At 73.6% G+C, this 15210-nt stretch carries 11 protein-coding genes and 1 pseudogene; 10 read left to right on the top strand and 2 right to left on the bottom strand.

All coding sequences use genetic code 11. The features are described 5' to 3' along the window. Positions 1 to 216: 216 nt before the first annotated feature. The 6 genes from ACWC9R_RS26695 (at position 217) to ACWC9R_RS26670 (ending at position 7452) form a co-directional block, all read left to right on the top strand. Positions 217 to 1383, top strand: a complete 1167-nt coding sequence (locus tag ACWC9R_RS26695) for an FAD-dependent oxidoreductase (RefSeq protein ID WP_450735214.1) — start codon at positions 217 to 219, stop codon at positions 1381 to 1383. A gap of 148 nt (positions 1384 to 1531) precedes the next feature. Next, the gene (locus ACWC9R_RS26690; RefSeq protein WP_450735212.1) at positions 1532 to 2296 is read left to right on the top strand and encodes a VOC family protein; all 765 of its coding nucleotides are present in this window, start codon (positions 1532 to 1534) and stop codon (positions 2294 to 2296) included. Between the two features lie 176 nt (positions 2297 to 2472). After that, entirely contained in the window at positions 2473 to 2892 is a 420-nt protein-coding gene (locus tag ACWC9R_RS26685) for an SH3 domain-containing protein (RefSeq protein WP_450735210.1), read from the top strand. Positions 2893 to 3124: 232 nt separating this feature from the next. Continuing rightward, a complete protein-coding gene (locus tag ACWC9R_RS26680) occupies positions 3125 to 4342 on the top strand; it encodes an acyl-CoA dehydrogenase family protein (RefSeq protein ID WP_450735209.1) in 1218 nt (405 codons plus the stop codon). A 70-nt stretch (positions 4343 to 4412) separates the two neighbouring features. Further along, positions 4413 to 5282 carry an oxygenase MpaB family protein gene (locus ACWC9R_RS26675; protein WP_450735244.1) on the top strand — a complete coding sequence of 290 codons (870 nt, stop codon included), beginning with the start codon at positions 4413 to 4415 and terminating at the stop codon, positions 5280 to 5282. A gap of 34 nt (positions 5283 to 5316) precedes the next feature. Further along, the gene (locus tag ACWC9R_RS26670) at positions 5317 to 7452 is read left to right on the top strand and encodes a protein kinase domain-containing protein (protein WP_450735208.1); all 2136 of its coding nucleotides are present in this window, start codon (positions 5317 to 5319) and stop codon (positions 7450 to 7452) included. Between the two features lie 12 nt (positions 7453 to 7464). On the opposite strand, the gene ACWC9R_RS26665 is transcribed toward ACWC9R_RS26670, so the two are convergent. After that, positions 7465 to 8769, bottom strand: coding sequence for a glycoside hydrolase family 27 protein (locus ACWC9R_RS26665; protein WP_450735207.1), 1305 nt, complete (start codon positions 8767 to 8769; stop codon positions 7465 to 7467). A 182-nt stretch (positions 8770 to 8951) separates the two neighbouring features. Between ACWC9R_RS26665 and ACWC9R_RS26660 the strand changes: the two genes are divergently transcribed. Next, positions 8952 to 10523, top strand: a complete 1572-nt coding sequence (locus tag ACWC9R_RS26660) for a phytoene desaturase family protein (protein WP_450735205.1) — start codon at positions 8952 to 8954, stop codon at positions 10521 to 10523. A 21-nt stretch (positions 10524 to 10544) separates the two neighbouring features. Here ACWC9R_RS26660 and ACWC9R_RS26655 read toward each other — a convergent pair. Further along, positions 10545 to 10733: pseudogene (locus ACWC9R_RS26655) on the bottom strand (capsule biosynthesis protein CapD); the annotation flags it as partial. A 129-nt stretch (positions 10734 to 10862) separates the two neighbouring features. Between ACWC9R_RS26655 and ACWC9R_RS26650 the strand changes: the two are divergent. From ACWC9R_RS26650 to ACWC9R_RS26640, 3 genes are all read left to right on the top strand, one after another. Continuing rightward, entirely contained in the window at positions 10863 to 11966 is a 1104-nt protein-coding gene (locus ACWC9R_RS26650; protein WP_450735203.1) for an NAD(P)H-dependent flavin oxidoreductase, read from the top strand. Between the two features lie 19 nt (positions 11967 to 11985). Then, a complete protein-coding gene (locus tag ACWC9R_RS26645; protein ID WP_450735202.1) occupies positions 11986 to 13545 on the top strand; it encodes an acyl-CoA synthetase in 1560 nt (519 codons plus the stop codon). 92 nt (positions 13546 to 13637) lie between these two features. Continuing rightward, positions 13638 to 15197 (top strand): acyl-CoA synthetase, encoded by a 1560-nt coding sequence (locus ACWC9R_RS26640; RefSeq protein WP_450735200.1) that lies wholly within the window; start codon positions 13638 to 13640, stop codon positions 15195 to 15197. Positions 15198 to 15210: the final 13 nt, after the last annotated feature.

The raw sequence follows: 15210 nt of genomic DNA, 5'->3' as shown, positions 1-15210 counted from the left end.
GCGCCTCGCCGCGCCCCGGGCCTCCCGAGGGGGCGCCCTGGCCTGGGGTGACCTACCCGCTCTCCGCCCGCCCACGCGCCGGACCTCCTGATGACGGCTCGTCAAGAACTTTCGAGCATTCTGGGTTGAGTCAGCCCGAAAACGTCTCGATTGCACCTCATATACCCCTGTGGTCTTCTGGGGAGAGGCTGTGATCCCGCCCGGCCGAGGAGCGTCATGCACCCCACCCCTCCGCGTATCGCGATCATCGGCGCCGGCCCCGGCGGGCTGCTCTGCGCCCGGGTGCTCCAGCGGAGCGGCATCCCGGTCACCGTCTTCGCCCATGAGACGTCGGTCGCCGGCGATCCCCAAGGCGCCGTCCTGGAACTGCGGATGACGACCGCTCGGCCCGCGCTCCGGGCGGCGGGCCTGTACGAGGAGTTCACCGACCTCGCCCGCCCCGTCGGCCAGGGAATGCGGCTGCTCGACCACACCGCGACGGTGCTCCTCCAGGACATCCCCGAGGTGCACGAGGCCCCCGACGCCTCCGACGGACCCGACCGCGCCGAGGTCGACCGGGCCGGACTGCGCGGTCTGCTGCTGGCCTCCCTCGCCGAAGGGACCGTGCGCTGGGGCAGCTATCTGCGCACCCTGCATCCGTGCGGCGACGGCCGCCACCGGGCCGAGTTCGACGACGGCCACACCGAGACCTTCGACCTGGTCGTCGGCGCCGACGGCGCCTGGTCCCGGGTGCGGCCGATGCTCTCCGACGGCACGCCCCACTACTCCGGTGTCACCTTCGTCGAGACCGGCCTCGCGGACGCCGGCCGTCGCCACCCGCACCTCGCGGAGCCGGCCGGCGCCGGCGGCCTGCTGGCGCTGTCCGCCGGCAGGGGGCTGATCGCCCGCCGGCACGGCCGCGGTCGTCTCCAGGTGTACGCCGGTTTCCGCGGCTCCCAGGACTGGGCCCTGGAGGCCGGGGTGCGGATGACGGACACCGAGGCCGTCCGGGCCGTCCTGCTCGACGGGTTCGCGGGGTGGGACGACCGGCTGCGGGCGCTGCTGGAGGAGAGCGACGGCGGGTTCGTCAGCCGGCCGCTGTTCGCGCTCCCGGTGCCGCACGCCTGGGCCCACACCCCGGGCCTGACCCTGCTCGGCGACGCCGCGCACCTGATGGCGCCGCTCTTCGGCGGGGGCGCCGGCCTCGCCCTGCTCGACGGCTGGGCGCTCGCCCGGTCCCTGGCCGGGGGCGACGATCCGGACACGGCGGTACGCGCCTACGAAGCGGCCATGCTGCCCCGCGCCGCCCAGGAAGCCGGATACGCCGCCCGCGCGCTGGCCGCGGCCTTCGCCCCCGACGCCCCGGACAGCGCCCTGCGCTTTCTGCGCGCCGCCCGGGAGTGACCCGCCACGGAGGGGTGTCCGCCCTCCGGTTGCGGCCCCGCCGTGCCCGGCGGACGATCGGCAGCGTACGGACACCGGATCGGCGGCGTACCGAGACGAGCGCCGCACCGCCCGGCCGGCGCCCCGGCGCAAAGGGACGGAACACACCGTGAAGATCACTGAGCCCACGCCCGGCGCGCCCTGCTGGGTGGAGCTGGGGACCTCGGACGTGGACGCCGCCACGGTGTACTACCGCCAGGTCTTCGGCTGGCGCGCCGAGACCGACCCGCGCGAGGCGGCGGGCGGCTACACCATGCTGTATCTGGGCGACGACCCGGTCGCCGCACTGACCCCTCTCTACGCCCCCGGTCAGCCCACCGCCTGGACCGTGTCGTTCGCGGTCCGGGACGCCGATGCGACGGCCACGGCGGTCGCCGGGGCGGGCGGGCGGCGGCTGACGGGGCCGATGGACGTCTTCGACGTGGGCCGCTTCGCCGTACTGGCCGACCCGGAGGGCGCGGTCTTCTCGGTCTGGCAGGCCCGCTCGTTCGCCGGTGCCACGCTGTTCAACGCGCCGGGCTCACTCGGCTGGGTCGAGCTGGCCACCCGGGACGCCGAGGCCGCCAAGGCGTTCTACACGGGGGTCTTCGGCTGGACCGTGGGCACCCACGAGGACTATCCGCAGTGGGGTGTCGACGGCGCCGACTTCGGGGGCCTGAGCGCGCTGGACGAGTTCTACCCGGAGGACGTCCGGGCGCACTGGCTGCCGTACTTCGCGGTCGCCGACGTCGACGCGACCGCCGCCCGGGCCGCCGAGTCCGGCGGGATGCTGCTGGTGCCCCCGACGGAGGTCCCGCACGGCCCGAAGGTCGCGGTGATCCGGGACCCGCAGGGCGGCTCGTTCGGCATCCACCGCGTCGGCACCGAGGGCTGACACCCGGCCGTCACCGGTATACGGGCCGAGAGGTGACGGCCCGTGATCCGGGCACGCCCGCCCCGTCACACGATCGGCGGCCTGTTCGTCGTTTCACCACATCCCCATGGTGGTTTGCGCGTAATGTCCACTTCCCACCAGTGGGTGGTACTGCGCGTCAAGAACAGGAGACCCCTATGTCCACGACCGACATCCTCGCGGCGCGAGGCAGACAGCTGGCAGCCGGGACGGGCGCGCTGGTCACGGCCGTCGCCCTCGGTGCGACGCTGTTCGCCGCGGCCCCGGCCCAGGCGACGCAGGGCCCCGCCAAGCCCTACGGCGTGGTCACCGCCAAGGCGGGCCTGAGCGAGCGTCAGTACCCCAGCACGGACTCCTCCGTGCGGGGCTACCTCCGGCACCGCTCGCACGTCGGCCTGGTGTGCAAGGTGCGCACCCAGAGCGTGGGCGGCAACTCCGTCTGGTACCTGACCCGCGAGGGGCGGGGGGCCTGGGTCGCGGCGAAGTACGTGACCAACAGCGGCCTCGTCAAGTACTGCAAGGATGTCCGCCGCACCCGGGTGCAGCCGAGCCACCCGACGAAGCACACCGTGGGCTGATGGAGCCCCGGGGAGGCCCGGTCCGGTACCGCAGCGGTACCGGACCGGGCCTTCGTGTGTGCGCGTGAGCGGTCCCCGTCCGCCGCCCGTCGCCCCGGCCGTACGCGGGGCCGGCACCCTTCCGTATTACTGGAACAAGTTCTACTGTGCCCTCGATCCGGCAGTCGACGGCCCGTCAGCTTCACGGGCCGCCCCGGAACCGGACGACCGGACCGGACGAACTGGAGGGGACGTGCACCTCGAATACACCCCCGAGCAGCAGCAGTTGCGCGCCGAGCTGCGCACATACTTCGCCTCGCTGGTGCCGGACAACACCTACGCCCGGGACCCCGAGGGCACCCGGGGCGCACCCCTCACCGACCCCGCCGCCCAGAAGCGCTTCTACCGTGAGACGGTGCGCCGGCTGGGGGCCGACGGCTGGCTCGGCGTGGGCTGGCCCAAGGAGTTCGGCGGCCGCGGCCTGTCCCCGATGGAACAGTTCCTCTTCTTCGACGAGGCGGCCCAGGCAGGGGTCCCGCTGCCGCTGATGGCGCTGAACACCGTCGGCCCGACGATCATGCAGTTCGGCACCGACGAGCAGAAGTCCTTCTTCCTCCCCAGAATCCTCTCCGGCGAGATCGACTTCGCCATCGGCTACAGCGAACCGGACGCCGGCACCGACCTGGCCGCCCTCAAGACCCGCGCCGTACGGGAGGGCGACGAGGACACCGGTCACTACGTCGTCAACGGGCAGAAGATCTGGACGACCAACGGTGACACCGCGGACTGGGTGTGGCTCGCGGTGCGCACCGACCCGGACGCCCCGCCCCACAAGGGCATCACCATGCTCCTCGTCCCCACCAGCGACCCCGGCTACTCGTGCACCGTGATCAACACCCTCGCCTCGCACGACACCACCGCCAGCTACTACGAGAACATCACCGTCCCCGCCTCCCGCCGCGTCGGCCAGGAGAACAAGGGCTGGCGGATCATCACCAACCAGCTCAACCACGAGCGGGTCACCCTCGCCGCCCACGGCACCATGGCCATCCGTGCCCTGCACAACGTCCAGCGCTGGGCCGCCGACACCGCACTCACCGACGGCCGCCGGGTCATCGACCTGGGCTGGGTACGCGGCCGGCTGGCCCGCACCCACGCCCGGCTGGACGCCATGAAGCTGCTGAACTGGCAGATGGTCGACGCCCTCCAGCAGGGCACTCTCACCCCGCAGGACGCCTCGGCGGTCAAGGTCTACGGCTCCGAGGCCCGACGCGACGCCTACGCCTGGCTCATGGAGGTCGTCGGCGCCGCGGGCCCACTCAAGGAGGGCTCGGCCGGCGCCGTCCTCCACGGCGAACTGGAACGCGGCTACCGCTCCGCCGTCATCTTCACCTTCGGCGGCGGCAACAATGAGATCCAGCGCGAGATCATCTCGTGGATCGGCCTGGGAATGCCGCGGGTGCGGCGCTGAACCGCCGGCAGGAGGTGTGGTGACGGCAGACGACCCGGGGCTCTTCGGGCCCCGTTCCGTGACCTGGCAGATGCACGCGGACCCGATGATGTGGATCGCGGGAATCCGTGCGCTGTACCTCCAGGCGCTGCACCCGCGCGCGGTGCGCGGCGTGTTCCAGAACTCCGCCGCCTTTCAGATGAACCGGCAGGGCAGACGGGACGCCTGGGGCCGGCTGATGCGGACCGCGGACTTCGTCGGCACGCTCACCTACGGCACCACCGAGGCCGCCGAACGGGCCGGCGCGGCGGTCCGCGGTATCCACCGCCGGCTGTCCGTCACCGATCCGGCCACCGGCGAGCGCTACGGCGTCGACGCACCGGACCTGCTGCTGTGGGTGCACTGCGCCGAGGTGGACTCCTACCTGCACGTACTCCGCCGCTCCGGCTACCCCGTCAGCGCCGCCCAGGCCGACGCCTACCTCGACGAACAGCGCGCGAGCGCCCGGCTCGTCGGCCTCGACCCGGACGGGGTGCCCGGCAGCCGGGCCGCGCTCGCCGCCTACTTCGAGCGCGTACGGCCCGCCCTGGCGCCGACCCCCGAGGCCCGTGAGGTGGACGCGTTCCTGCGCCGGCCGCCGACCCCGGCCGTGCTCGTCCCGGCCCGCGCCCTGATCTGGCGGCAGGTGGCCCAGCTCGCCTACGGCGCACTCCCGGCGTCCGCACACGAGCTCTACGGGCGCCCCGCACCTCCGCCGGACGCCGTCACCCGCCGGCTGCGCGCCACCGGCCGTCTGCTGCGCGCCGTTCCGCCCGCGGCCCGCTGGCGGCTCCCACCCCGCCACATCCCGCGCGCCGTCGCACGGCTCGGCCCCGGCGCCCGCCCAGCGCCCTACAAGCTCCGCCGCTCCGCCGCCATACTGGACGGGCAGGAGGGCACGCAGGGGGAGCTGCGCGGCTGACCGCGGGGAACGGGGACGGGGGCGGCGATACACGGTGGCGGAAAACAGACTGATTCAACAGCGGTACCGGCTTCTCGACACGATCGGGCGCGGCGGGATGGGGGAGGTGTGGCGGGCCCGCGACGAGTCGCTGGGCCGGCAGGTGGCGGTCAAGTGCCTCAAGCCGCTGGGCCCGCGGCACGAGCCCTCGTTCCTCCAGGTTCTGCGCGAACGTTTCCGCCGCGAGGCCCGGGTCGCGGCCGCGCTCCAGCACCGCGGCATCACCGTCGTCCATGACTTCGGCGAGGACGAGGGCACCCTCTTCCTCGTGATGGAGCTGCTCAGCGGCCGCAACCTCAGCCAGCTGCTGGACGACAACCGCCGCCAGCCGCTGCCCGTACCGGACGTCATCGAGATCGCCGAACAGGTCACCGCCGCGCTCGCCTACACCCATGAACAGGCGGTCGTGCACCGTGACCTGAAACCGGCGAACATCGTGCGGACCGCCGACGGCACGGTCAAGATCTGCGACTTCGGCATCGCCCGGCTCGGCCATGACATCGGCTTCACCGCCCGCCTCACCGGCACCGGTGTCGCCATGGGCAGCCCGCACTACATGTCGCCCGAGCAGATCGGCGCCCACGGGGTCGACCACCGCAGCGACCTCTACTCGCTGGGCTGTGTGCTCTACGAGATCGCCACCGGTGTGCCGCCGTTCGACCTGGGCGACGCCTGGGCGGTGCTCGTCGGGCACCGCGACCTGGCGCCGGAGCCGCCGCGTACGCTCCGCCCCGACCTGCCCGAGGCCCACGAGCGGATCATCCTCGAACTCCTCGCCAAGGACCCCGACGACCGCCCCCGGGACGCCGGCGAGCTGGGCAAGCGCCTCGCCGATGCCCGCCATCCGCACCCCGCCCGGGCCACCGCGGCCGCCAATTCCGAGGAGGCGACGGTCCCCGCCTGGCAACTGCCGCCCTGGACCCACGGGATGCGGCCCGGCTCCGGCGCGGGAGCCACCCGGTGGCCGCAGCGGTATCCGGCCGGCGCGGCCACCACGGTCCTCACCGGCAGCTGGACCGGCGGCACCGACCCGCGGGACGGCGGCGCGTCCCCGGCCGCCGGTATCGCCAGCCCGGCGCCGCCGGACGACCGCCGCGCCACCCTCGCCGAGCTGGCCGGACGGCACACCGCCGCGCTGGACCTCGGCCGGCTGGGCCGCTGGGAGGAGGCGGGGGAGGCACACCGCGCGCTCGCCGCCGAGCGCGAGCGGCTGCTCGGCCCCGACCACCCCGACACCCTCACCAGCCGCCTGGAAGCCGGCCACGCGCTGGGCCGCCTCGGCCGGCACTTCGAGGCGCACCAGGTCTACGCCGAGGTGCTGGCGGGCCGCGAGCGCGCGCTGGGCCCGGACCACCCCGACGCGCTGAGCTGCCGCCACCACGTCGCCCGCAACCTCGGCCGGCTCGGCCGGCTGGAGGACTGCCGCGCCCTGTCCCAGGAGGTCGCCGCCGCCCGTGCCCGGGTGCTCGGCGCACAGCACCCCGACACCCTCGCCACCTGCTGTGAACTCGCCCATGTGCTGGGCAGGTTGGGGATGTGGGCGGAGGCGCTGTACACCTACCAGGAGGTCGTGGCGGCCCGTACCGCCACGCTCGGGCCCGATCACGAGGACACCCTCGCCGCCCGCTACGAGGTCGGCATCGGCCTCGGCCGGCTCGGCCGCAGCGCGGACGCCCTGGCCCTCTACCGCGGCCTGGTCGCGGACCGTACCCGCGCCCAGGGCGCCGACGACCCCGAGACCCTGCGCGCCCGGCACGGTCTGGGCGTCAACCTCGGGCGGCTGCACCGCTGGCAGGAGGCGCTGGTGGAGGCCCGTGAGGTCGCCGCGGCCCGCGCCCGGGTGCTCGGCCCCGACCACCCCGACACCCTGGTCAGCCGCCGGGAGACCGCGGTGGCGCTCGGCTGGCTCGGCCGCTGGAGCGAGGCGCTGGACCTCTACCGCCAGGTCGCCGACGCCCGCGCCCGGGTCCTCGGCGCCGCCCACCTCGACGCGCTGGCCAGCCAGGGCGACCTCGCCCAGTGCCTGGAACAGCTGGGCCGCGGCGACGAGGCGGCCGCGCTCCACCGCCGGGCCGCGGTGCTGCACCAGGAGCGCGCGGCACACCGGCGGGGGAAGCGGGACGGCAGCTGAGGGCCGGCCGGATCAGTCCGGGGTGACCCGGTAGAGCACGGTGCCGTGCGGCGGCACCTCGCGTGCCTCGATGGTCCGCCCGGCGTGCGTACGGCGGCCGGTGACCAGGTCGTGCAGCCGGTAGGAGCCGGCCTCCGGCAGCCCGGCCCGCCCGGCCGTGACGGACAGCGTGCGCGGGGTGGCGCCCGCGTTGAACAGCGCGATCGCCCGGTCGCCGTTCTTCAGCGGCTTGGACAGCACCGCGGAGCCGTCGTCCTGGGCGACGACGCGCCCCTGGACGCCGAGCGCGTCCTGGTCGACGGCGATGATCCGCTCGTTCCCGAGCACCTCGCGCGCCGCCGGGGGCAGATTGCCGACGTCCGTACTGGAGATCAGCGGGGCGGCCATCACCGCCCACAGCGACATCTGGCTCTGCATCTCCTGCCGGGTCAGGCCCGACGCCCCGGCCAGCAGGAAGTCCGGGTCGTTCCAGCGGCCGGGCCGCTGGAGGCCCGCCAGGCGGGAGTTGTAGCGGAAGTTGTAGACGATGGAGGACCACTTCGCGGCCGGGGTGTTCTTCTGGAGGGCCACATCGCGGCCGCCCCGCCACAGGTTGCCGACCTCGGCCGACCAGCCGATCACCCGGTGCCAGACGCTGTCCCCGGCGAACTGGAAATAGGCCGGTGCCGACACCGAGAAGGTCATCGGGCGGCCGGTGGCGTGCAGCGCCCGGCTCATCCGCCCGTACAGGTCCCGGTAGGTCTCCTCCTTGGTGTGTCCCGGCGCGACCGGCACATTGCAGCCGTCCGCCTTGACGTAGTCCACCTTCCAGCGGGCGAACTGCTCGGCGTCCTGCCGGAAGTGCCCCAGGCTGCCCGGGAACTTCTCACAGGTGTGCGTGCCGACGTCCGTGTAGATCCCGAACTCCAGCCCCATCCGGTGCAGCTGCCGCCCCAGATACGCCATGCCGTGCGGGAACCTCGTCCGGTCCGCCAGCAGTTGCCCCTTGGCGCCGCGCTGTCTGCTCATCCAGCAGTCGTCGACGGTGACGGTGCGGTAGCCCTTGCCGGCCAGCCCCGTACGGACCAGCGCCCGCGCGTTGTCGAGGACGGTCTTCTCGTCGAGGTCGCACATGTAGTACGACCAGTTGTTCCAGCCCATCGGGGGGCGCGGGGCCAGGTTCGGATACGTCCCGCTGCGCGGGGCGCCGGGGGCGCGGGCCGGGTCGGGGGTGGCGGAGGCGGGTTCGGGGGCCGCGAGCAGCCCGGCCGAGCAGGCGGCGACGGCGGTCAGTCCGGCGACGGTGCGGCCGATGCGGGGTACCGACGGATGGGGCACGGGTCACCTCACGGGTGGGCGGGACGGCTCGCGGAGCGGACGGCGGGAGCGGTGGCCGGGGCGGAGCACGGCCGGTGACGCTAGGAGCCGCCCTGTGCCCGGTCAAGAAGCCGCACCGCCCCGGGCGGAGGTTTCAGCCGCCTGCACCTGGCGACCGGGATCACCGCGTGCTACCAAGGGGCATGCCGGAACGGACTTCGTATGACGCGGTCATCGTCGGTGGCGGGCACAACGGACTGGTGGCCGCCGCCTATCTCGCACGTGCCGGGCGCAGCGTGCTGTTGCTGGAGCGGCTGGACCACACCGGTGGTGCGGCCGTGTCGACCCGGGCGTTCGCCGGGGTCGACGCCCGGCTGTCCCGCTACTCCTACCTCGTCAGCCTGCTGCCGCCGAAGATCGTGCAGGACCTCGGGCTGCGGTTCGCGGTCCGCAAGCGCACGGTCTCCTCGTACACCCCCGCCGTACGCGACGGCCGCCCCACCGGACTCCTGGTCGGCGGCGGCGAGGCCAGGACCCGTAAGGCCTTCGCCGAACTCACCGGCTCCGACGCCGAGTTCACCGCCTGGCAGGGCTTCTACGGCCGTACGCAGCGGCTGGCCGAGCGGGTCTTCCCCACCCTGACCGAGCCGCTCCCCTCGCGCGGCGCGCTGCGCGCCCGTATCGACGACGACGCCCTCTGGGACGCGCTGTTCGAACGCCCCCTGGGTGAGCTGGTCGAGGAGACCTTCAGCGATGACCTGATCCGCGGGGTGGTGCTCACCGACGCCCTGATCGGCACCTTCGCCACCGCGCACGACCCGTCGCTGCGTCAGAACCGCTGTTTCCTCTACCACGTGATCGGCGGCGGCACCGGTGACTGGGACGTCCCCATCGGCGGCATGGGCGCCCTCACCGACGCGCTGGCCGACGCCGCCCGCCGGGCCGGGGCCGAGATCGTCACCGAGTGCGCGGTGACCGGCATCGCGACGGACGGCCGGACCGCCGAGGTGACCTGCGACCAGGGCACCGTCGGCGCCCGCCGGGTCCTGGTCAACGCCTCCCCGCGGGAACTGGCCCGCCTCATGGGCGAGGCCCCGCCGCCGCCCGCCGAGGGCGCCCAGCTCAAGGTCAACATGCTGCTCACCCGGCTGCCGCGGCTACGGGACACCCAGGTCGACCCGAGGGAGGCCTTCTCCGGCACCTTCCACATCGCCGAGGGCTACCGCCAGCTGGAGGAGGCCTACCAGCAGGCCGCGTCCGGCGCCCTGCCCACGGCCCCGCCCTCCGAGATCTACTGCCACTCCCTCACCGACCCCTCCATCCTCGGCCCCGACCTGGTCCGCCAGGGCTACCAGACGCTCACCCTCTTCGGTCTGCACGCCCCCGCGCGGCTGTTCGCCGCCGATACCGCCGACCACGCCGCCACCCGCGACCGCCTGCTGGCGGCCACCCTCGCCGAACTCGACAGCCACCTCGCCGAACCCCTCGCCGACTGCCTGGCCCACGACGCCGACGGCCGCCCCTGCATCGAGGCCAGATCCCCCCTCGACCTGGACCGTGAGCTGGGCCTGCCCGGTGGCAACATCTTCCACCGCGACCTGGCCTTCCCGTACGCGGAGGCCGAGCCCTCCGCCGAGGACACCGTCCCGGCCCGCTGGGGCGTGGCGACCGCCCACCCCACCGTCCTCCTGTGCGGCGCGGGCGCGCCGCGCGGCGGCGGAGTGAGCGGCATCCCGGGGCACAACGCGGCGATGGCGGTACTGGAGGAGGGGTGAGCGGCGGGCCCGGCGGCCGGCTCAGCGGAAGGCGTCCGCATGCTCCCGGGCCCACTGCCGGAACGTCCTGGCGGGGGAGCCGGTGACGCGCGGCACGGTGTCACGCACCCTCAGCAGGCCCTCGTTGACGTCCCCGCCGGTCAGATCGAGCACCGCGTCCGCGGCCCGCTCGTCCATGAAGGCCGCCAGCTGCCGGTGAGCCCGCTCCCGGCTGACGGTCACCGTGCGGTTGAGGTCAAGCGGTCGCCAGAATCGGTGAAGTCATAGCCCAGGACGAGTTTCTGACGCTGCATCAGAAAATCTCTTCCCTCGTGCGGCCCGCTGCGGCATCCTGCGCCCATGCAGACGGAGCTGAGCAACACGCTGGGAGCCGAGCACGCCGTCTTCGGGTTCACGCCCTTTCCCGCGGTCGCCGCGGCGATCACCCGGGCCGGCGGGTTCGGGGTGCTCGGGGCGGTCCGCTACACCGCGCCGGACGAACTGGCGCGCGACCTCGACTGGATGCAGGAGCACACCGACGGGCTGCCCTACGGGCTCGACGTGGTGATGCCCGCCAGGAAGGTGGCCGGCGTCAGCGAGGCCGAGGTCGAGGCGATGATCCCGGAGGGGCACCGCCGCTTCGTCGCCGACCTGCTGGACAAGCACCGGGTACCGGAGCTCGCGGCGGGCGAGACGTCCGGCTGGCGGATCACCGGCTGGATGGAGGAGGTCGCCCGTACCCAGCTCGACGTGGCCTTCGACTACCCGATCAAGCTGCTGGCCAACGCCCTCGGCTCACCGCCCGCCGATGTCGTACGGCGCGCCCACGAGCACGGCGTCCTCGTCGCCGCGCTGGCCGGCAGCCCCCGGCACGCCCGGCACCACCGGGACGCCGGTATCGACATCGTCGTCGCCCAGGGCTACGAGGCGGGCGGGCACACCGGGGAGATCGCCACGATGGTGCTCACCCCGGAGGTGGTGGCCGCCGTCGACCCGCTGCCGGTGCTCGCCGCCGGCGGCATCGGCACCGGGGAGCAGATCGCCGCCGGGCTCGCCCTCGGCGCGCAGGGCGTCTGGCTGGGCTCGCTCTGGCTGACGACCGAGGAGGCCCAGCTGCACTCCCGGCGACTGACCGCGAAACTGCTCGCCGCGGGCCCCGGTGACACCGTCCGCTCCCGCGCCCTGACCGGCAAACCCGCTCGTCAGCTGCGCACCGAATGGACCGACGCCTGGGACGACCCGAGCGGGCCGGGCGCCCTCCCCATGCCGCTGCAGGGCCTGCTGGTCGCCGAGGCCAACTCCCGTATCCAGCGGCACGAGGTCGAACCGCTGCTGGGCACCCCGGTCGGCCAGATCGTCGGCCGGATGAACAGCGAGCGCAGCGTACAGGCCGTCTTCGACGAGCTGACCCGCGGCTTCGAGCGGGCCATCGACCGGATCAACCGCATCGCCGGACGCGCGTGAACCCGAGGAGGACAGCGGAATGAGCACCGACTCCCCACCGCCCAACGGCTTCTGGGCGCAGGCCGCCGCCGACCCGGACCGTACGGTCCTGATCGCCCCGGACGGCGAGGAGTGGACCGCGGGCCGGCTGCACGCCGCGTGCAACCAGCTGGTCCACGGGCTGCGCGCGGCGGGCCTGGAGCGCGGCGACGCCTTCGCCGTGGTCCTCCCCAACGGTGTCGAGTTCTTCACCGCGTACCTCGCCGCGTCCCAGGCCGGTTTCTATCTCGTCCCCGTAAACCACCACCTGGTCGGCCCGGAGATCGCCTGGATCGTGGCCGACTCCGGGGCGAAGGTGCTGATCGCGCACGAGCGGTTCGCGCAGGCGGCCAGGGACGCCGCGGACGAGGCGGAGCTGCCCGCCTCCCACCGCTACGCCGTGGGTACGGCCGACGGCTTCCGGCCGTACGGCCAACTCCTCGGCGGGCAGCCGGAGTCCGCGCCCGCCGACCGCACCCTGGGCTGGGTCATGAACTACACCTCGGGCACCACCGGACGCCCGCGCGGCATCCGCCGCCCACTGCCCGGCACCCCGCCCGAGGACTCCCACCTCGGCGGCTTCCTCGGCATCTTCGGCATCACCCCGTTCGACGACAACGTCCACCTGGTCTGCTCGCCGCTCTACCACACGGCCGTGCTCCAGTTCGCCGGCGCCTCCCTGCACATCGGCCACCGCCTCGTCCTGATGGACAAGTGGACACCGCAGCGCATGCTGGCCCTGATGGACGAGCGGCGCTGCACCCACACCCATATGGTGCCCACCCAGTTCCACCGGCTCCTCGCGCTGCCGGAGGCGACCCGGGCGGCGTTCGACGTGAGCGCGATGCGGCACGCCATCCACGGCGCGGCCCCCTGCCCCGACCACGTCAAACGCGCGATGATCGACTGGTGGGGCGCCTGCGTCGAGGAGTACTACGCGGCGAGCGAGGGCGGCGGCGCCTTCGCGACCGCCGAGGACTGGCTGAAGAAGCCCGGGACCGTCGGCAAGGCCTGGCCGATCAGCGAACTGGCCGTCTTCGACGACGACGGCAACCGCCTGCCCGCGGGCGAACTCGGCACCGTCTACATGAAGATGACCACCGGTGGCTTCCGCTACCACAAGGACGAGGGCAAGACCCAGAAGAACCGGATCGGTGACTTCTTCACCGTCGGCGACCTCGGCTACCTCGACGAGGACGGGTATCTCTTCCTCCGTGACCGCAAGATCGACATGATCATCTCGGGCGGGGTGAACATCTACCCCGCCGAGATCGAGTCCGCCCTGCTCAGCCACCCCGCGGTCGCCGACGCGGCCGCCTTCGGCATCCCGCACGACGACTGGGGCGAGGAGGTCAAGGCCGTCGTGGAACCCGCCGAGGGCCATCCGCCGTCGCCCGCACTGGCGACGGAGATCCTGGACCACTGCGCCCGCCACCTGGCCGGCTACAAGCGGCCCAGGTCGCTCGACTTCACCGCCGCCATGCCGCGCGACCCCAACGGCAAGCTCTACAAGCGGCGGCTGCGGGAACCGTATTGGGAGGGCAGGGAGCGCGCCCTGTAACCGGCGCACCCCGCCCGCCCGTACGGCCCGCCGGCGCCGGACGCCCCGCCGGGTGCCTTGACCCGGCGGGAGACGCGGCCCAGGATCGCGCCATGACGCAAGCGCGGAGCAACACGGTCGACGGAGTCCTGCGACGCAGCGCCCGCCGGGTGCCCGGACGGACCGCGGTGCGGTACGCGGACCGCTGCTGGACCTATAGCGAGCTGGACGACGCGGTGACCGCCGCGGCCCGGGTACTGCTGGCGGACGGCCTGCGGCCCGGCGACCGGGTCGCCTCCTACGGGCACAACTCCGACGCGTATCTGATCGGCTTCCTGGCCTGCGCCCGCGCCGGACTGGTGCACGTACCGGTCAACCACGGTCTGACCGGCGAGGATCTGCGCTACCTCCTGGACCAGTCGGGCAGCGCGCTGGTGCTCACCGACGTCGCGCTCGCGCACCGGCTGCCGGACTCCGTACGCGCCATGCCCTTCCACGGGACGTCCGGCGGACTGCTGGAGCGGCTCGCGGCCCGGCAAGAGGCCGCGGGCGACGGGCCGGTGGAGGCGGGGCCCGAAACCACGGACCCGGTGGCCGAGGTGCCCGACGACGCCCTCGTCCAGCTCCTCTACACCTCCGGAACCACCGCGCTGCCCAAGGGCGCGATGATGACGCACCGCGCCCTGGTGCACGAGTACACCAGCGCCGTCGTCGCCCTCGACCTGAAGGAGACGGACCGGCCGGTGCACTCGCTGCCGCTCTACCACTCCGCGCAGATGCATGTGTTCCTGCTGCCGTATCTGGCGGTGGGCGCGGAGAACACCATCCTGGACGGGCCCGACCCGGAGCGGATCTTCGACCTGGTGGAAGCGGGCCTGGCGGACAGTCTGTTCGCGCCGCCGACCGTGTGGATCGCGCTGGCGAACCACCCAGGCTTCACCACCCGGGAGCTGAGCGGACTGCGCAAGGCCTACTACGGGGCCTCGATCATGCCGGTGCCGGTCCTGGAACGGCTCCGCGCCCGGCTGCCCGGCCTCGCCTTCTACAACTGCTTCGGGCAGAGCGAGATCGGGCCGCTGGCCACCGTGCTCGGCCCGGAGGAGCACGAGGGCCGGATGGACTCCTGCGGGCGTCCGGTGCTGTTCGTCGAGGCACGCGTGGTGGACGAGGCGGGCCGGGAGGTGCCCGACGGCACCCGCGGCGAGGTCGTCTACCGGTCACCCCAGCTGTGCACCGGCTACTGGGAGAAGCCGGAGGAGACCGCCGAGGCGTTCCGGGACGGCTGGTTCCACTCCGGGGACCTCGCCGTCCGTGACGCGGACGGCTATTTCACCGTGGTCGACCGGGTCAAGGACGTCATCAACTCCGGTGGCGTCCTGGTCGCCTCGCGCCAGGTGGAGGACGTGCTCTACGAGCATCCGCAGGTGGCCGAGGTCGCGGTCATCGGGCTGCCGGACGAGCGCTGGATCGAGGCGGTGACGGCGGTGGTCGTACGGCGCGCGGACGGCGCGGACGGCGACGCGGTGGGGGAGCGGGAGCTGATCGACGCGGCCCGCGCCCGCCTGGCACCGTTCAAGGCCCCCAAACGGGTGGTGTTCGTGGACGCGCTGCCGCGCAACGCCAGCGGCAAGGTCCTCAAGCGCGAGCTGCGGGCGCGGTTCGGCGCGCCCTGAGCCGGGCCCGGCG

Source organism: Streptomyces sp. NPDC001219 (assembly GCF_053597915.1).
This window is presented reverse-complemented; position numbering and strand designations above follow the sequence as displayed.

Coding starts and splice junctions, on each gene's coding strand:
- ACWC9R_RS26695 (WP_450735214.1), top strand. CDS start 217: ATGCACCCCACCCCTCCGCGTATCGCGATCATCGGCGCCGGCCCCGGC.
- ACWC9R_RS26685 (WP_450735210.1), top strand. CDS start 2,473: ATGTCCACGACCGACATCCTCGCGGCGCGAGGCAGACAGCTGGCAGCC.
- ACWC9R_RS26675 (WP_450735244.1), top strand. CDS start 4,413: ATGCACGCGGACCCGATGATGTGGATCGCGGGAATCCGTGCGCTGTAC.
- ACWC9R_RS26660 (WP_450735205.1), top strand. CDS start 8,952: ATGCCGGAACGGACTTCGTATGACGCGGTCATCGTCGGTGGCGGGCAC.
- ACWC9R_RS26650 (WP_450735203.1), top strand. CDS start 10,863: ATGCAGACGGAGCTGAGCAACACGCTGGGAGCCGAGCACGCCGTCTTC.
- ACWC9R_RS26645 (WP_450735202.1), top strand. CDS start 11,986: ATGAGCACCGACTCCCCACCGCCCAACGGCTTCTGGGCGCAGGCCGCC.
- ACWC9R_RS26640 (WP_450735200.1), top strand. CDS start 13,638: ATGACGCAAGCGCGGAGCAACACGGTCGACGGAGTCCTGCGACGCAGC.